This is a genomic window from Geminocystis sp. CENA526, from assembly GCF_050753365.1.
Taxonomy (GTDB): Bacteria; Cyanobacteriota; Cyanobacteriia; order Cyanobacteriales; family Cyanobacteriaceae; genus Geminocystis.
In genome coordinates, this window is record NZ_JBLZFY010000103.1 from 1 (window position 1) to 14,305 (window position 14,305).

The window sequence follows — 14,305 nt, forward strand, 5'->3', positions numbered from 1 at the left end:
TAAAGCAATTATGGGCAAACCATCTGGGGCATAATTAGGTATAGAAATCGCCTCCGCAACCCATTCATCTTCCCCTACCAATACGTCTAAAGAAGTATTATCTGCTAATTGCCATTGACTACCTGAAATGCTTAAATCTCCAATTTTTTGGCTATTAGCATTTTGCAAATCTTGATAAACAACTTCACAATCTTCAGCTTTAATTAAAATATCAATATCTAATGTCATTCTTTCAGGCATATATAATCGAGTTGCGATACCCCCGACAATGACAAAAGATGCTTGTGTGATAATAGAATTTAAGTTACTCACAGGATAAGTCCAAGTACGTTTGTGTAAAAATTCGACACTGCTACCTGTACCAGATTTTACTCTTTTTTTGATTAAATTAATGAAAAACTGCCTTTTTTGTAATGATAAATCTTGAATCAACATTTTTTCTTTTAACAAGTATTACAATGACTAGGAATTAAAAACAATTCTCTGATATAAATTATTGAAAGAAATAGAGAAATTAATACTAACTAAAGAAAGCTGATTATTTTCTCCTTCAAGGGCATTAAATAACCATTGTTGTTCCGTTTGTTTGATAAACTGTTCTACATAGTAACTAGATTGAGAAATCAGGATATATTCCTGTAAACTAGGTAACGATCGATAAGCTCTAAATTTTTCAGTTTTATCATACTTTTGAGTAGAATCCGATAAAACCTCAATAATCACTTTCGGATTAATTACTATAGTATTGTTGTCAGACTGATAAATAGGTTTACTTTCGATAATCATCAAATCAGGATAGCTATAAAAACGATAATCATCAATCCATAACTTCACATCATTAATATAAATGTAATAATCTTGATTGTTAATAGTTAGGGGAAAAGCCCGATAAAAGTTACCAGCAATCTGATTGTGATTAGTTGTGCCTCCTGTCATGGGGATTATTTCTCCGTCAATATATTCATTTCTTGTATCTGATTTTTGTTCTAATTCCAAATATTCTTCTGGAGTATAGTATTTGACTTGAAGTTGAGCAACCATAATTTTATCTCGATATATTTATAACTAACATAAAGGCTTCAGCACCCTCCACCCCAATCATAGCACCCCTCACCCTAGCAAGATATTCTACTGCTTGGATCGATCGAACATGGGGAAAAGGACGCATTTCACTGCTATAGGCTTCTAATTAATTTCTAAACACTACTTTACTTAATTTTTCTTTATTTTCTAACCAAATATCTTTAAATAAAGCTAAACAAATAACATCTTGATATTGATTATTTTTATATATATGCTCTTTAAAAATACCTTCTTCATTAAACCTAAATTTTTTATGAAGTTTGACGACTTTATCATTAAAAGATAAAACTTCACAACATAATTTTCTAATATCCACCTTTTCAAAAATATATTCTAAAGCCAAAAATTCCATGACAATGCCACATCCTAAAGGTGCATCTATTTCTCCTAAATAAAAACCCCAATAACATTTATTATTTTTATTATCGATATTGGTAAAATTTATTAATCCAATGGGTTTATTTTGATATTCACAAATTAAATAAATAGAGATTTTATCATCTTTTATGCGTTCATACCATGCTAAATGTTCTTCTAAACTAATAACATGATCAGTGTACATATTCGCTCTAATTCTCTCTGAATTACGCCAATTTAACACTAATTCTAAGTCTGACTTTTCCAGTTTTCTGAGTTGATAATCTTCACGATTAGGCATAATTTTATCGTTAATCTAGCTAGAAAATTGATTAGTAAAATCTCTAGGAGTTATAATTTCTATTCCACGAAAAATATTAAGTACCAATAAATCTTCATCTCCCGTGATAATAAATTGAGCTTTACGATTGATTGCTAATTCTAAAAATTTATCATCTTTGGGATCACGACAGATATTAAAATGTTCAGTAATCTCTATTTTTCTAGCAATAATTTGTAATTTACGAATAAACTCTTTTCTCTCTCCAAGAGAAACATATTTGTCAAATTTTTTCCTTTCTATAACTGTTAACAATTCCTGTAAAGTTGGATCAGAAATTAATAATATTCCAATTTCTAATGCTAATCTGACTGCTTGAGCAGGAATAGAATTTGGTAGAATTAATCTACTGATTAAGATATTGTTAATCACAAAAAAAGGTTTATTCATCAGCTAAAATTTCTAAAAGTTTGCTTTCTGTTAATCCTTTAGCCTCCGCTTTTTGTCTGATTCGATCGCAAAAATCTTGAAAGTCTTGAATATTATAAGAGACAATTTTTTGATATTCTTCTATGGATAAGATAACAGCTACTTCCTCTTGTTCTTGAGAAATAACAACTGGTTCTTTTTTGACGGTTTCTAATATAGTCGATATATTATTTTTGATTAAATTTGATGAGAAATACTGCATAGACTTAAACTCTAATTTGATAAATTGGCAAAGGACTATTTCGTTATAACATATTCTAAATATGATTTCTCTAGCTTTCTGAGTTGATAATCTTCACGGTTAGGTATAATATTTAGCTAAATTGTATCATCAGGAATTTCGACTCCGGCTTGTCTTAACAATTCTCGTAACCTTTGATTCTCCTTCTCAGCTTGATCAGCCCGTTGTTGTTCTCTTTCTGTGGGAGTAAGAAGCCAGTTACCTTCCTCATCATACCATCTCAGCCACAAACGCTCAATCCCTTGATAACTACCTTGCCACAATCCCAATCCCATTCTAACTTCGGGCAACCAAAATCCCTGTTCAGTCTGGGATAAATTTTGATAGCGATTCGTTGTTAACCCAAATCCTTGAAACTCGTTATTATAACGATTATAGACAAAATAATAGGGGATTCTGAGTATTCTTTCATATACTTCCCACTTATTCGGAGGTTGATTAATTTCTCTTAAAGTTTGACCCAAATCCTCTGATTCTGTACCCGGGGATATAAGTTCGATCGCAACAAAAGGATTAATCCCTTCTTGCCAAGTGACATAACTTAATCTTAACTCTGTTTCCTCATATAAACGAGATACACCTAAAACGGCGAACCAATCAGGGCGTTTATACCATTGAGGATGACGGGGATCATAATACAAATTCAGATCACTAGCTACAAAAACTTGATTTTGAGGATAGTCAGGGGGGAGAAATGTTACTCTTAATAATTCTGGTTGTAAAAGATGAAATTCGTCAGGCAAACCTTGATCCTCCAGAGTTTCACTAGGTAAATCATACATGGTTGGTAATATTTCTTTCGGAGAAAGAGGAGGATTACTTTGTTGATACATCAGTTTAAATCCGTTGCTCAATAGTTGATTAAATGGATTATTATTTATTGTAGATCATTTTGTTAATTTCTCAAGTCTTTGATAATAATAGTTGTATTTTTCATAATATTTTTCCCAAAATTATCCATCGGTATAACCAGATAAAATAAAATTAGAGTCAATCTATAACATTGCTTGGAAGATTCGATCGCACCCCTTCCCATCAATTAATTGTCTTCCTAAACAACTCATATCTTCTCGTTTATTTTGATCTTGAATTAACCCTAAAATTGCATTATTAATCATATCAATGCTTACATTTTCCCACCATCCTAAACTGATAATTAAACCCATTTGGGCTAAATTTTGAGCAATTTCTCTCTGATTATCGGCGATCATGATAACGATACTTGGTAAACCCATAAAAGCCAATTCCCAATTAGTCGAACCTCCTGCACAAATAGCCATATCCGCCCACGCCATTAATTCAGGCATATCATCAACATTTTGTTTTAAAGTGATATTAAGAGGTAAAGTATCACAATAATTTTTTAAAGACTCAAAATGAGGATTACTACCCCCAACAATAACAACAACTTCTAACTCCCCCCTTATTAAACATTTCCCCGTCTTCGACTCCCCCCTTAGTAAGGGGAGTTGGGGGGGATCATCTGGGGAGTCAAATATTAAAGACAAAGCCTGAATAACTTTTAAAGTAACATTATCAGGGTCACTTCCTCCCATTGTGACTAAAATTTTACTTGCATGGGGTTTAATTTCTCTTTGCCATTTTTGCCACCCTAAAAACTCTTTTCTTAGTAATGTATAATCACTTCCTAACAATAATTTAGTATAACTTTCTCTATGATTATATAACTCTTGATTTGCACCAAAATTTTGATTTAAAATCAAGTCTGCATAATAATAATTACAATGTCCATAATCATCAAAACATAGTATTTTAAAACCTGCTTCTTTTAATTGTTTTTGATATTTAAAATCGAATTGATAACCGTCAATAATAACCCAATTTACTATATATATTTTAGCTAAATTAATAGTAATTTGAGCATCTTGATTACTGCCTAACTCTGCATTGATTAAAATAAATTCGATGTTTTCACTTATTAATCTTATTTGTAAATTCTCTGGTAATTCGGCACAAATAAAAATCGGGTTAATTTGATGTTTTTGTAAATATTGAGCAAAAGCAAGACAACGCATAATATGTCCAGTACCCATATTTAAAGACGCATCCGCACGAATAATGATATTAGAAAACATATAGAATATTATTGACTCTGGGATGTTTGGCAAATTGCCCTAATGTATTGACTGCAATAAATTCAGAGGATTCTAACTGTTCAAAAATGCGATCGTCTTCATCATCAGGCATTTTACCGCTCACAACTTCTCCTTGCCCTTTTTTAAAGTCCAAAAAACGAAAAGGTTTACCATGACTACCCCGACGCCAATGTAACCATTCTTCTGCCACAAAGGGGCGATTATTTTCTTCATCAATGGCTAAATGATAGGTAATTAAAGGGGAATTACTGGTTTCTCGGTATTTAATTTCTATAATAATCGGTTCATTTGTGCCTCTGGTGCGTAATTCTCGAAATCTTCCCCGCCTATCCCATGCTTTGCGCAGACTTTCGGTAAAACATTCTGATAAAAAGGCAAAAACGTCAAAGATAGTAGATTTTCCGCTACCATTTGCTCCTAAAAAAATAGTTAAAGGGGTAATATTTTTTAATTCTAAGTGATGTAATGCTCGATAGTTTTGTACTTTTAAATATTCAATTCTCGGAATAGATTTATTGACCATATTTATTTTTTTTAGATTTTCTGAGCAACGATCCACATATGAGACGACAATTTATGATCTGCAAGAAATTTTTGAAAAGAGTCGCCGATTTCATCCCAACGATTAATTAATATTTCTTGTAAAAAAGGTTGATTGTCAAGACTGATTAAACCATTAACAGCTTGTTTTCTTACTAAATCTGCGTCTAATTGCCCTGGCGTTTGCACTTCTAAGACTTTAAAACCACATTGTTCAACTAACAAAGAAAGAGATTGAGGGTGAAAATAGTTAACGTGTTCATGATCAAAAGTGCTCGATAAAGTCTTGAGAGTTGCTACATCAAAACCACGCACATTAGGGCAACTTAGTACCAGTAAACCATTCGGTTTTAATAGCCTTGAACATTGCATGATAAATTCATGAGGCGAAAAAAGATGTTCAATGACTTCAAAAGAAGCAATTACATCAGCAATTTGATCTTTTTGTACTCCTTCTATTGACATTTCTAAAACTTCAAAACCTCGCCCACGACAAGTGGATGCTAAGTCTGGTGTCATTTCCAAAGCGATAATATTTTGAAATAAATTTTCCTTACGAATTTCCTCACAAAATGTGCCAAAAGCAGCGCCAACTTCGAGCAAAGTATTAGTTTTTACCCCAAACTTACGACAGTATTCCACAAGTTTTTTTGCTCTTGGGCAAAAAATACGTTCACGACGATTATCTTCTGTAGCTGGAAAAATATATTTATTCCAATAAGCATAGTTTTGAGAATTTGCATAAAATTCGTGCATCAAATTTAAAGAGGGTCTAGGATTTGTATAGACTGTGCCACACTTTTTACATTCAACATAAGTAAAACCTTCTTTTTCTCCATAAAAGTTAGATTCTGAGGACATACAAGCAGGGCAGGAAACTTCAACCCATTTATTTCTATTAGATAGTAAAAATTGTCGATCGACCTCTACACATTTTTGTTGATCTATCATTAATTTAGCAGGGCGAATATCTTCTTCTGTAAGGGATTTTAGATTTTTTTCTAGCATAGGAGTTAATTGTTTTAACCTGATTCAGAGTATTTTTATGACACTGGAATATTTAAAATTTTCAGTAGCTTTCAGTAGCGAATAATTCCCAAAATATAAAGGGTTAAATTTTTATTGACAGTGAGCCAAAGATACTACAAGCAAACATTAGTTTCCATTTATCTTCATCTTTGTAGCATAAAGTGTCAGGATAAGATTTATTTGTTGTTAACAATGGGGGGGGGCAGGATGAAGATTGATAAATTCTTGTCTTTGTTCTTTAAATCCATATTTAGCTAATTTGAATTGATAATTAAGGGGATTTTCTCGAACATTATAAGTGGAGACGTTTTCTTTTTCTGAAGAATGAATGATTAATTTTGACAAAGAGGTTTTTAATTCACCATCTGTGATCAAATGACGACTTAAAAAATCAACCGTGTATTGATTCATGCTATACATATCAAATAATTCATTGGAATGAGTCACAATCAGATAACCGCCTTGTCGAAGCACACGAGATGCTTCTTTATAAAAATGTTCTTCTTCCTCATTTGTCAAGTATGCCAGAACATTAAAACTAAGAATCGCATCTAATGAGCTAGATTTCATGTCACTGAGAAAAGATACTCCACCTATATTCACTAAATCTGGATTTGATTTAATTTGACAAAGACGTTCTTTTGCCAAAGTAATAATTTCAGGGGAAATGTCAACACCAGTTATTTTTACTCCCTGATCAAGAAATTGCTCAAAATGAATTGCATCTCCACATCCAAAATCAAATATATTTTTTCCTGTCTGATAAAGTTCTTCAGGAATCAACGAATTAATAACATCTAATCTGTGCTTATGATATTCATTAGCAAGTTTTTCTGAATAACTTTTTGCCATTTCATCCCACGCTTCTTTTGAATTAATATCTTTTCCATACTTTTTCATTTTGATACCCCTGATTAAATGATTATGATCATAATTTTTTTATTGAAATCTTATCTTAGATATTTTGCCCTGTCTGAATCTTTAAGATATACAGAACCATAGGCTGAAGGTTCACCCCAAATGTTGTCTTTATACCACATATCATTTTCTATCCACCAAACTCTAGGATTTCTGAAAGTATCGGCAATTTCCCAAAATTCAGTTTCTGTCATATTCACATAGTTAAGCCAATACTCTAAATCACTAGATACAACATGATCCATCTCTCTTACCTTTTCGATACCTTCTTCCCTAGACATATAACCCAGACGAATATCTTTTGACGCATGATCAGAAGCGCGCCCATAACCAAATTTGACAAACTTAAGTAAATCATGAATACCATTTTCATATCTATCATCTAAGTTAGATATTCGGCGATATGTTCTCTCAAAAGGTTGTTCAGCTTCTTTCCACTGATACTTTTGTTTCATTAAATCTGTATGTTTATAGGGATTCCATTTGAAAAAATTACCAATATATAAACCACGAACCCCAACTTTTAAAATTTCTTCATCCGTTGGATATTTTGCCCACATCATATCTTTTTCTGTCAATGGTTCATCAGGTTCATTAATTAGATCATACCATTCATAGCCTCTCAAACCATGCTCATGACGTACTCGATTACTAAATTCTACAAAATCATCAGGTTCATACATTCCTGAAATATCCCAAGTTGTTTCCCCCCAAATAACTAAAGGAATATTAAATTTCACAGCAACAATTACGGGTAAAGTAAATATACCGCAATGATTTTGCCAATTCATATCCCCCATTTTTTTGAAACAAATTCTATTTAATTTTTTTAAAACTTCTACACTTGGTCCATAAACTAAATGATCAGCATTGAATAGGTGTCTCATGCGATCTCTGTTATAATCCCCTTCAGGAAGATAATTATTCCCGTGATAAGTTACAAGTAAAGGTTTCAAACCATATTTTTCTGCCATAATATAAGTCTGAAAATAGCTATCTTTACCACCACTAACTGGTATGATGCAATCATAATTCGATTGATTTTTCTTAACAATTCGATCGACAATCTTGGCAAATTTTTGTTCTCTCATTGCCCAAAATTCTTCGCTCAATTCTTCAAATTTTTCTGCTACTCGACAAGCAGAACATACCCCTTCTTCGTCAAGTTCTAAATTAACACTCACTTGAGGATAAACACATTTAGTACAATATTTCATAATTTAATTTCCTAAATTTTTTCTATTTCGATTAAGAAAGGTTTACGAACATTAAGCCCTTGATCAAATAAATATTTTTTAGCTAGATAAACACTTTGATCTCGATAATGAAAGATGTTAGCGGCGGCTACAGCGTCCGCTTTTGTTTTTGTTAAAACCTCCTCAAAATCTTCCCAATCATCTGCACCCCCTAGTGCGATCGTGGGGATGTTAACTGTTTCAGAAACTAATTGAATCAAGTTTAAATCATACCCCATTCTACTACCATCTCTATCAATTGAATTAATTAAAATCTCCCCTGCACCATAATCTTGAACTATCCTAGCCCATTCTTTTACCTTGTAGTTTGTGCGTTTTTTTCCTCCATTAGTATAAACAATATATTCTTTTTCTTCCAATTTAACATCAATGGAAATAACTACACATTGTGAGCCAAATTCTTGAGCAGATTCTTTGATAAAATCAAGATTTTCTACTGCTCTTGTATTAATAGCAACTTTGTCTGCTCCTTTTTTCAGTCTTATTTCAATATCATTTAAAGTTTTAATCTTACCACCAACAGTAATTGGCATGAACGCAAAAGTGGAGACATCCTCAATAATATCTAAAAAATTCTGTCTATTAGGATGTTTTAAATCATCTCTTGCTAAATCGTATTCTTCCTCACGGCTAATATCAAGATATATTAATTCATCAGCAGCCCATTCACTAAGTCTTTTCACTGCTACGATCGGATTTCCTAATTTTTGAAACCGAGAAAAACCTTTGCTTTGAACAAGCCAACCATCTTTTAATAATAAAACGGGAATAAGTCTATTTTTAATCATTAAAGGTTCAAAAAATTTCTCATTAATAGTTTTCCACTTATTTGACTCTTTTCTGGATGAAATTGAACACCGTATATATTGCGATAATTTATCACTGCGGATATTTTATCTTCATAATGTGAGAAAGCAATATTATTATTCTCATCCTCACTGCGGAAAGTGAAGCTATGAACAAAATAAAAATCATGTTGATCATCTATATCAGTTAAAAGTGGTGATTTTTGTTTGATTTCTAAGTTATTCCAGCCAATATGAGGCAAAGATTTCTCTTTAACTTGTACTTTTTGCACTTCTCCATGAATCCAGTTTAAACCCTTATACTCTCCAAATTCAAATCCCTTTGTTGCCAAAACTTGCATTCCCACACAAATACCTAAAAAGGGTTTTTCTTGTTCAAAAACTTCCTGATGTAAAATATCCAAAGGAATATTTTTTAAAATTTTTTCCATAGAAGAACCGAAAGCACCAACACCGGGTAAAATCAAATGAGTTGCTTTTTTAATGGTTTCATTTTGATTGGATATAATCACTTGATCACACAAGGTAGATGCTAAATTATAAACGGATTTAACATTTCCACTACCATAATCTAATATACAAACACTAATTTTACTCATATTTTTTCTAACAAAAACCAATTTATATCTTCTTGACAAGACCATGGATCTCGATGATACACAAAACCATAATCAATTAGTCTAAAATTGGGAAATCGATCCAAAATTTCCCCTGCAAAATCTCGTTTAAAGAGTTTTTCCGAATGACCTCTATAATTAATTTCTACTGGTGTTGGGTTATAATATTCTGATAGGCATAAATAACGACCACAACTATTATAGAGTAAATCATATACTTGCACTAAAAAATCTGGATTAATATGAATTAAAACACCTTTAATGAGTACAAAATCAACTTTTTCTAAAGGAATAAAATCTAAAATAGACTGATTATATATTTTAATATTATCTATTTTTTCTAATAACTTAACGGCAGTATCATTTATTTCGATCGCCTGTAACTGAACTTGTGGTAATAAATTTCTAATAGCTTGTAAATTTAGACCAATATTTGCACCAAATTCTATTACTGAGTTAACTTTTTCTGTCCGTGATAAAATCTTTGAGAATAAAGCAGTATTACTAGCAATAATATTAGCCCCAATATTTCTATTAGTATATTCATCTCCAAAATTACCAGCCCAAAATTGCTCTTGTTCCGTTTTAAAATTAGTCATTGATTATTCTCCTAATTGTTTTTGTTTAACATTACCATTTATTTTAGTTAGGTGTGGTTTATTTTCTAAAAATGATAATATCTCATCCATGCCAAATAAAGAATTTTCAGGATACAAATTTTCATAAATAATCTTAATTAATTCGTAATCTTCTGGGGTGTCTAATGTCCAACGATAATGAGACAAATCATCGTCATTACTCAAGTTATGTAAAGAAAATAAATCGGGATGTTGATAAATATAGGGGGTAACGTGTTCTTTTTCATAATCTTTGGTGGCGTAATCATAGGCTCTTTCCAAAGCGTTAGAGGTGAAAACTTCTGCATCTAAACCGATGGGAAACGATCGCCTTAGTGTGTTACTGAGATAATCTATGCCTAACCCCATGTTATTTTCTTCTTGAAAGTATGATAATAGTTGTTCGATAATCTCTATATCCAATAAAGGACAATCGGAGGTTATTCTCATGATGGTATCGGCTTGATATTCTTTTGCTGTTAGGTAATAACGCTCTAAAACGTTGGTTTCATTACCTCTAAACCAATTTACTCCACATAGTTGGGCTTCTTGGACGATCGCATCATCTTGGGGTAATGTAGTAGTGGCAACCACTATTTGATCTAGCCTATTACAGTTTTTTACTCGATCGATTACATGGGATAAGACGGTGCGATCGCACAATGTTTTTATAACTTTATTTGGTAGTCTAGTTGATCCCATTCTGGCTTGAATAATAGCGACTGTTTTCATGATTAATTAATTTTCTCAAATTTTCAAAATAATATAATCAAAGGTTGTGAGATTTCTTGACAGGCTTAGAATGAAAAAATATTTTGTATTGAACCGTGGATTCAAATAATATCGTTTCTCAAATTTAAAGACGATTAACTAATTGACGGGTCGTTAAAATATCATTTATACTTAAATTTTTAATAGCGGAAATGGGTACAGTTATAACGTTAATGGATTCCCCAACAGCGTTAAATATTTCTAAAACACAGCCTTTTTCTCCACCAGTAGGATGATCGATAAAATCGATTAAAGTTGCTATATCCCTTTTTTTTAATTGATATTCAGGAATGTCACGACTTAAAGCGATTTCTTGGTATAGTTCAATATTCATAGTTTTATTTTCGATAGGGTTTTAGGGTGATTAATTGAAATTGATTATCGGTTTTTCGTTTTAACCAGATTGTAACAACTGGTAGATTTTTTATATTGATTCCTTGCAAATTTCCGATTACTTGATAATACCTCAGTTCGATATAAGAAAATAGTCTCAAACTCTTAACTAATATAAGTTTTGGCTTTAGACTATTTTTTACTACTTTAAAATTCTTAATAGATTAACAGTTTTACTCAGATCAATAAGTTAATTTTTGTAAAATAGTTATTAAATTTCATTGCCAATATCTCCTTTTCTTTTTTATTAATTTCATAATCAATATGTTATTTTTTCCCATTGATTTTTATGAACTTAGAAACACTCTTTTATGAGGTTGATGATTTTTGTTTAATTTTTGAACCATCTTTTAATCTTCAACTATTATCATCTACAGAGAAACAAAGAATCAAAAATAGTCGATTATCCCTAAGTGAAATTATGACTATTATTATTTATTTTCATCATTCCAATTATCGAAACTTCAAACATTATTATCAAGATCATATAAAAAGTTATCACCTTCAAGATTTTCCTAATTTGGTCAGTTATAATCGTTTTGTTGAACTTAAATCTTCGGTTTTAATTCCTTTAATTTTTTATCTCAATACTCGTAAAGGGCAATGTACTGGTATCTCTTTTATCGACACAATGGGTATTGCTATTTGCCATAATAAAAGAGCCAAAAGAAATAAAGTTTTTGATAACTTAGCTCATTGGGGGAAAAGCTCGATTGATTGGTATTTCGGGTTTAAACTGCATTTAATCATTAATGAATTAGGAGAAATCTTAGCTTTTAAAATTACACAAGGAAATGTTGATGACAGAAAAACAGTGCCATATTTAACTCAAAATTTATGGGGGCGATTGTTTGGAGATAAAGGTTATATTTCCCAAGATTTATTTCAAGAACTATATCAAAAAAATATTAAATTAATTACACCATTCAAAAAAAAGATGAAAAATAAATTGTTAGAATTATGGGAAAAGTTGATATTAAGAAAACGTTCTTTGATTGAAACTGTCAATGAGTAGTTACAAAATATATCGCAAATAGTTCATTCACGACACCGAAGTCCAATTAATTTTTTGGTAAATGTAATTGGTGGATTAATCGCTTATACATGGCAAGATAAAAAACCTAAATTACAATTAGAAAAAGAGGAAATAAACTCTTTATCCGCATTAGTAATTTAAACTTAATATCTATATAAATATAAATATATATTAGGCTAAAAAAAGAATAATTTTAGCTCTGGTTTTTCATTGTTATTTTTAGATAAAATTTATAAGTCAGGACAAAACCCTTATTCTACATTGTTTTCAGCTTCACTGTTATATCGAACTCAGGTGATAATATGTGCCATATTGATCTGTTATATCTTCTATAGCTTCATTATCTCTAATAATTGTTTGTATGGCTAATTTTAATTCTTGCCAATTATCGACGGTAAAGCCTCCTTATAATAAATATTTTGATTTATCGTTTCTTGTTTTAAATATTAATAAATATTTAGTTAGTTTAGCTTCTGGAATAATTGCTTGTGGCGGGATGTACATAAAAAGGTTAAATCATCGATAATAATTGTTCTTTAGTTAACCAATCGGTATTATTATCAGAACTGTACTCAAAGCCTTCTGGTACGGATTGCCCTTTTTCTCCTAATTCATTCATAGAATAATCAATTTTATTCTGAAATTCGATGGTAGGACGAATGACAAAATGATCAGGAAACTCATACACTAAATGAGATACTTCCCTGTTGCACATAGCTTCGTGTAGTTTTTCACCGGGGCGAATGCCGATAATTTTTTGAGGAATATTAGGTGCGATCGAACTTCCTAAGTCAGTCATTTTCATGGAGGGAATTTTGGGGATAAATGTTTCTCCCCCTTTCATACGTTGAAATGCTTTTAAAACAAACTCCACTCCTTGCTCAAGGGTAATCCAAAAGCGAGTCATACGAGGATCAGTAATGGGAATTTCTGAAGAGTTTTCCTTGACTAATTTTTGAAATAAGGGAATGACAGAACCTCTTGAACCGACTACATTACCATAACGCACGACAGAAAAACGGGTAGGTAAACCACCAGCAATGTTATTGGCAGCGACAAATAATTTATCGGAAGCCAATTTTGTTGCACCATATAAATTAGTGGGGTTAACGGCTTTGTCTGTAGATAAAGCAACGACTTTTTGTACTCCTGAAGCTAAGGCAACATCGATGATATTATTTGCCCCTAAAATATTGGTTTTAATACATTCCATGGGGTTATATTCGGCTGTAGGAATTTGTTTTAAGGCGGCGGCATGAATGATAAAATCAACTCCGCGCATAGCCAAGTTCAAACGCTCAATATCTCTGACATCACCAATAAAATAGCGCATTCGATCGTCGTCAAATACTTGAGCCATTTCCCATTGTTTTAATTCATCACGGGAATAAACAATAATTTTTTTGAGATTGTATTTTGTCAGTAAAGTTTTTACACACTGTTTACCAAAAGAGCCTGTGCCACCCGTAATTAAAATTACTTTATCTGTGAAAAAGTCGATCGTCATGGGATGTTATTAATTTTTAGGTCATCTACTTTTAATATGCCCTAATTTGAGGGGGGTTCGATCGAGCTTTTGGTTAAGTTTTGTGACGATTTAGGGAAGCCAGTTTTCATCAAGGATTTGTTCAAGAGGTGCGATCGGTTTTTCGGGGAAGGTATTAAGGGGAAGTTCAGATATTTGTGTTGCAATTTCTCGTCCATCTTGATAACATTCCTCAAAGACACTTTTAAGATAAGGTTTTAGACTAGGAC

General features: G+C 31.8%; 18 protein-coding genes and 2 pseudogenes. 1 reads left to right on the forward strand and 19 read right to left on the reverse strand.

What is annotated here, in order from left to right; translation table 11 throughout:
- The 17 genes and pseudogenes from ACN4EE_RS18990 to ACN4EE_RS19070 form a co-directional block, all read right to left on the reverse strand.
- On the reverse strand, positions 1-435 hold a 435-nt coding region (locus tag ACN4EE_RS18990), incomplete at its 3' end, for a hypothetical protein (RefSeq protein ID WP_431708060.1).
- 27 nt (positions 436-462) lie between these two features.
- Complete coding sequence (locus tag ACN4EE_RS18995; protein ID WP_431708061.1) at positions 463-1,041, reverse strand: Uma2 family endonuclease; 579 nt, start codon at positions 1,039-1,041, stop codon at positions 463-465.
- A 4-nt stretch (positions 1,042-1,045) separates the two neighbouring features.
- A complete protein-coding gene (locus ACN4EE_RS19000) occupies positions 1,046-1,168 on the reverse strand; it encodes a hypothetical protein (protein WP_431708062.1) in 123 nt (40 codons plus the stop codon).
- 21 nt (positions 1,169-1,189) lie between these two features.
- A complete protein-coding gene (gene pseH, locus ACN4EE_RS19005) occupies positions 1,190-1,741 on the reverse strand; it encodes a UDP-4-amino-4,6-dideoxy-N-acetyl-beta-L-altrosamine N-acetyltransferase (RefSeq protein ID WP_431708063.1) in 552 nt (183 codons plus the stop codon).
- A 15-nt stretch (positions 1,742-1,756) separates the two neighbouring features.
- On the reverse strand, positions 1,757-2,170 hold the full coding sequence (locus ACN4EE_RS19010; protein ID WP_431708064.1) for a putative toxin-antitoxin system toxin component, PIN family: 414 nt from the start codon (positions 2,168-2,170) through the stop codon (positions 1,757-1,759).
- Positions 2,163-2,411: a type II toxin-antitoxin system prevent-host-death family antitoxin gene (locus ACN4EE_RS19015; RefSeq protein WP_431708065.1), complete on the reverse strand. Its 249-nt coding sequence runs from the start codon at positions 2,409-2,411 to the stop codon at positions 2,163-2,165. Before ACN4EE_RS19015 ends, ACN4EE_RS19010 begins: the two co-directional genes overlap by 8 nt.
- A gap of 116 nt (positions 2,412-2,527) precedes the next feature.
- Positions 2,528-3,283 (reverse strand): Uma2 family endonuclease, encoded by a 756-nt coding sequence (locus tag ACN4EE_RS19020; protein ID WP_431708066.1) that lies wholly within the window; start codon positions 3,281-3,283, stop codon positions 2,528-2,530.
- Positions 3,284-3,445: 162 nt separating this feature from the next.
- Entirely contained in the window at positions 3,446-4,546 is a 1,101-nt protein-coding gene (gene pseG, locus ACN4EE_RS19025) for a UDP-2,4-diacetamido-2,4,6-trideoxy-beta-L-altropyranose hydrolase (RefSeq protein ID WP_431708067.1), read from the reverse strand.
- 10 nt (positions 4,547-4,556) lie between these two features.
- A pseudogene (locus ACN4EE_RS19030) lies at positions 4,557-5,090 on the reverse strand (AAA family ATPase); the annotation flags it as partial.
- Positions 5,091-5,101: 11 nt separating this feature from the next.
- Positions 5,102-6,115, reverse strand: coding sequence for a class I SAM-dependent methyltransferase (locus ACN4EE_RS19035; protein WP_431708068.1), 1,014 nt, complete (start codon positions 6,113-6,115; stop codon positions 5,102-5,104).
- A gap of 207 nt (positions 6,116-6,322) precedes the next feature.
- Complete coding sequence (locus ACN4EE_RS19040; protein WP_431708069.1) at positions 6,323-7,036, reverse strand: class I SAM-dependent methyltransferase; 714 nt, start codon at positions 7,034-7,036, stop codon at positions 6,323-6,325.
- Between the two features lie 50 nt (positions 7,037-7,086).
- On the reverse strand, positions 7,087-8,271 hold the full coding sequence (locus tag ACN4EE_RS19045) for an N-acetyl sugar amidotransferase (RefSeq protein WP_431708070.1): 1,185 nt from the start codon (positions 8,269-8,271) through the stop codon (positions 7,087-7,089).
- Positions 8,272-8,282: 11 nt separating this feature from the next.
- Positions 8,283-9,098, reverse strand: coding sequence for an imidazole glycerol phosphate synthase subunit HisF (gene hisF / locus ACN4EE_RS19050; RefSeq protein WP_431708071.1), 816 nt, complete (start codon positions 9,096-9,098; stop codon positions 8,283-8,285).
- Positions 9,098-9,715 carry an imidazole glycerol phosphate synthase subunit HisH gene (gene hisH / locus ACN4EE_RS19055; protein WP_431708072.1) on the reverse strand — a complete coding sequence of 206 codons (618 nt, stop codon included), beginning with the start codon at positions 9,713-9,715 and terminating at the stop codon, positions 9,098-9,100. Before hisH ends, hisF begins: the two co-directional genes overlap by 1 nt.
- Complete coding sequence (locus tag ACN4EE_RS19060; RefSeq protein ID WP_431708073.1) at positions 9,712-10,332, reverse strand: pseudaminic acid biosynthesis-associated methylase; 621 nt, start codon at positions 10,330-10,332, stop codon at positions 9,712-9,714. Before ACN4EE_RS19060 ends, hisH begins: the two co-directional genes overlap by 4 nt.
- Positions 10,333-10,335: 3 nt before the next feature.
- Positions 10,336-11,082 carry a cytidylyltransferase domain-containing protein gene (locus ACN4EE_RS19065; RefSeq protein ID WP_431708074.1) on the reverse strand — a complete coding sequence of 249 codons (747 nt, stop codon included), beginning with the start codon at positions 11,080-11,082 and terminating at the stop codon, positions 10,336-10,338.
- A gap of 124 nt (positions 11,083-11,206) precedes the next feature.
- A complete protein-coding gene (locus ACN4EE_RS19070) occupies positions 11,207-11,455 on the reverse strand; it encodes a DUF4926 domain-containing protein (protein WP_431708075.1) in 249 nt (82 codons plus the stop codon).
- 348 nt (positions 11,456-11,803) lie between these two features.
- On the opposite strand from ACN4EE_RS19070, the pseudogene ACN4EE_RS19075 reads away from it, so the two are divergent.
- Positions 11,804-12,691: pseudogene (locus ACN4EE_RS19075) on the forward strand (IS982 family transposase).
- 370 nt (positions 12,692-13,061) lie between these two features.
- On the opposite strand, the gene pseB reads toward ACN4EE_RS19075, so the two are convergent.
- Positions 13,062-14,057, reverse strand: a complete 996-nt coding sequence (gene pseB, locus ACN4EE_RS19080; protein ID WP_431708076.1) for a UDP-N-acetylglucosamine 4,6-dehydratase (inverting) — start codon at positions 14,055-14,057, stop codon at positions 13,062-13,064.
- Between the two features lie 90 nt (positions 14,058-14,147).
- Positions 14,148-14,305: DUF29 family protein (locus tag ACN4EE_RS19085; RefSeq protein WP_431708077.1), on the reverse strand; the 158-nt coding region annotated here is incomplete at its 5' end.

Excerpts from the sequence above, each read along its gene's own strand:
- ACN4EE_RS19000 (WP_431708062.1), bottom strand. The coding sequence starts at position 1,168 with ATGCGTCCTTTTCCCCATGTTCGATCGATCCAAGCAGTAGAATATCTT.
- ACN4EE_RS19060 (WP_431708073.1), bottom strand. The coding sequence starts at position 10,332 with ATGACTAATTTTAAAACGGAACAAGAGCAATTTTGGGCTGGTAATTTT.
- ACN4EE_RS19070 (WP_431708075.1), bottom strand. The coding sequence starts at position 11,455 with ATGAATATTGAACTATACCAAGAAATCGCTTTAAGTCGTGACATTCCT.
- ACN4EE_RS19015 (WP_431708065.1), bottom strand. The coding sequence starts at position 2,411 with ATGCAGTATTTCTCATCAAATTTAATCAAAAATAATATATCGACTATA.
- pseH (WP_431708063.1), bottom strand. The coding sequence starts at position 1,741 with ATGCCTAATCGTGAAGATTATCAACTCAGAAAACTGGAAAAGTCAGAC.
- hisH (WP_431708072.1), bottom strand. The coding sequence starts at position 9,715 with ATGAGTAAAATTAGTGTTTGTATATTAGATTATGGTAGTGGAAATGTT.
- ACN4EE_RS19045 (WP_431708070.1), bottom strand. The coding sequence starts at position 8,271 with ATGAAATATTGTACTAAATGTGTTTATCCTCAAGTGAGTGTTAATTTA.
- pseB (WP_431708076.1), bottom strand. The coding sequence starts at position 14,057 with ATGACGATCGACTTTTTCACAGATAAAGTAATTTTAATTACGGGTGGC.
- ACN4EE_RS19035 (WP_431708068.1), bottom strand. The coding sequence starts at position 6,115 with ATGCTAGAAAAAAATCTAAAATCCCTTACAGAAGAAGATATTCGCCCT.
- hisF (WP_431708071.1), bottom strand. The coding sequence starts at position 9,098 with ATGATTAAAAATAGACTTATTCCCGTTTTATTATTAAAAGATGGTTGG.
- ACN4EE_RS19010 (WP_431708064.1), bottom strand. The coding sequence starts at position 2,170 with ATGAATAAACCTTTTTTTGTGATTAACAATATCTTAATCAGTAGATTA.
- ACN4EE_RS19020 (WP_431708066.1), bottom strand. The coding sequence starts at position 3,283 with ATGTATCAACAAAGTAATCCTCCTCTTTCTCCGAAAGAAATATTACCA.
- ACN4EE_RS18995 (WP_431708061.1), bottom strand. The coding sequence starts at position 1,041 with ATGGTTGCTCAACTTCAAGTCAAATACTATACTCCAGAAGAATATTTG.
- ACN4EE_RS19065 (WP_431708074.1), bottom strand. The coding sequence starts at position 11,082 with ATGAAAACAGTCGCTATTATTCAAGCCAGAATGGGATCAACTAGACTA.
- ACN4EE_RS19040 (WP_431708069.1), bottom strand. The coding sequence starts at position 7,036 with ATGAAAAAGTATGGAAAAGATATTAATTCAAAAGAAGCGTGGGATGAA.
- pseG (WP_431708067.1), bottom strand. The coding sequence starts at position 4,546 with ATGTTTTCTAATATCATTATTCGTGCGGATGCGTCTTTAAATATGGGT.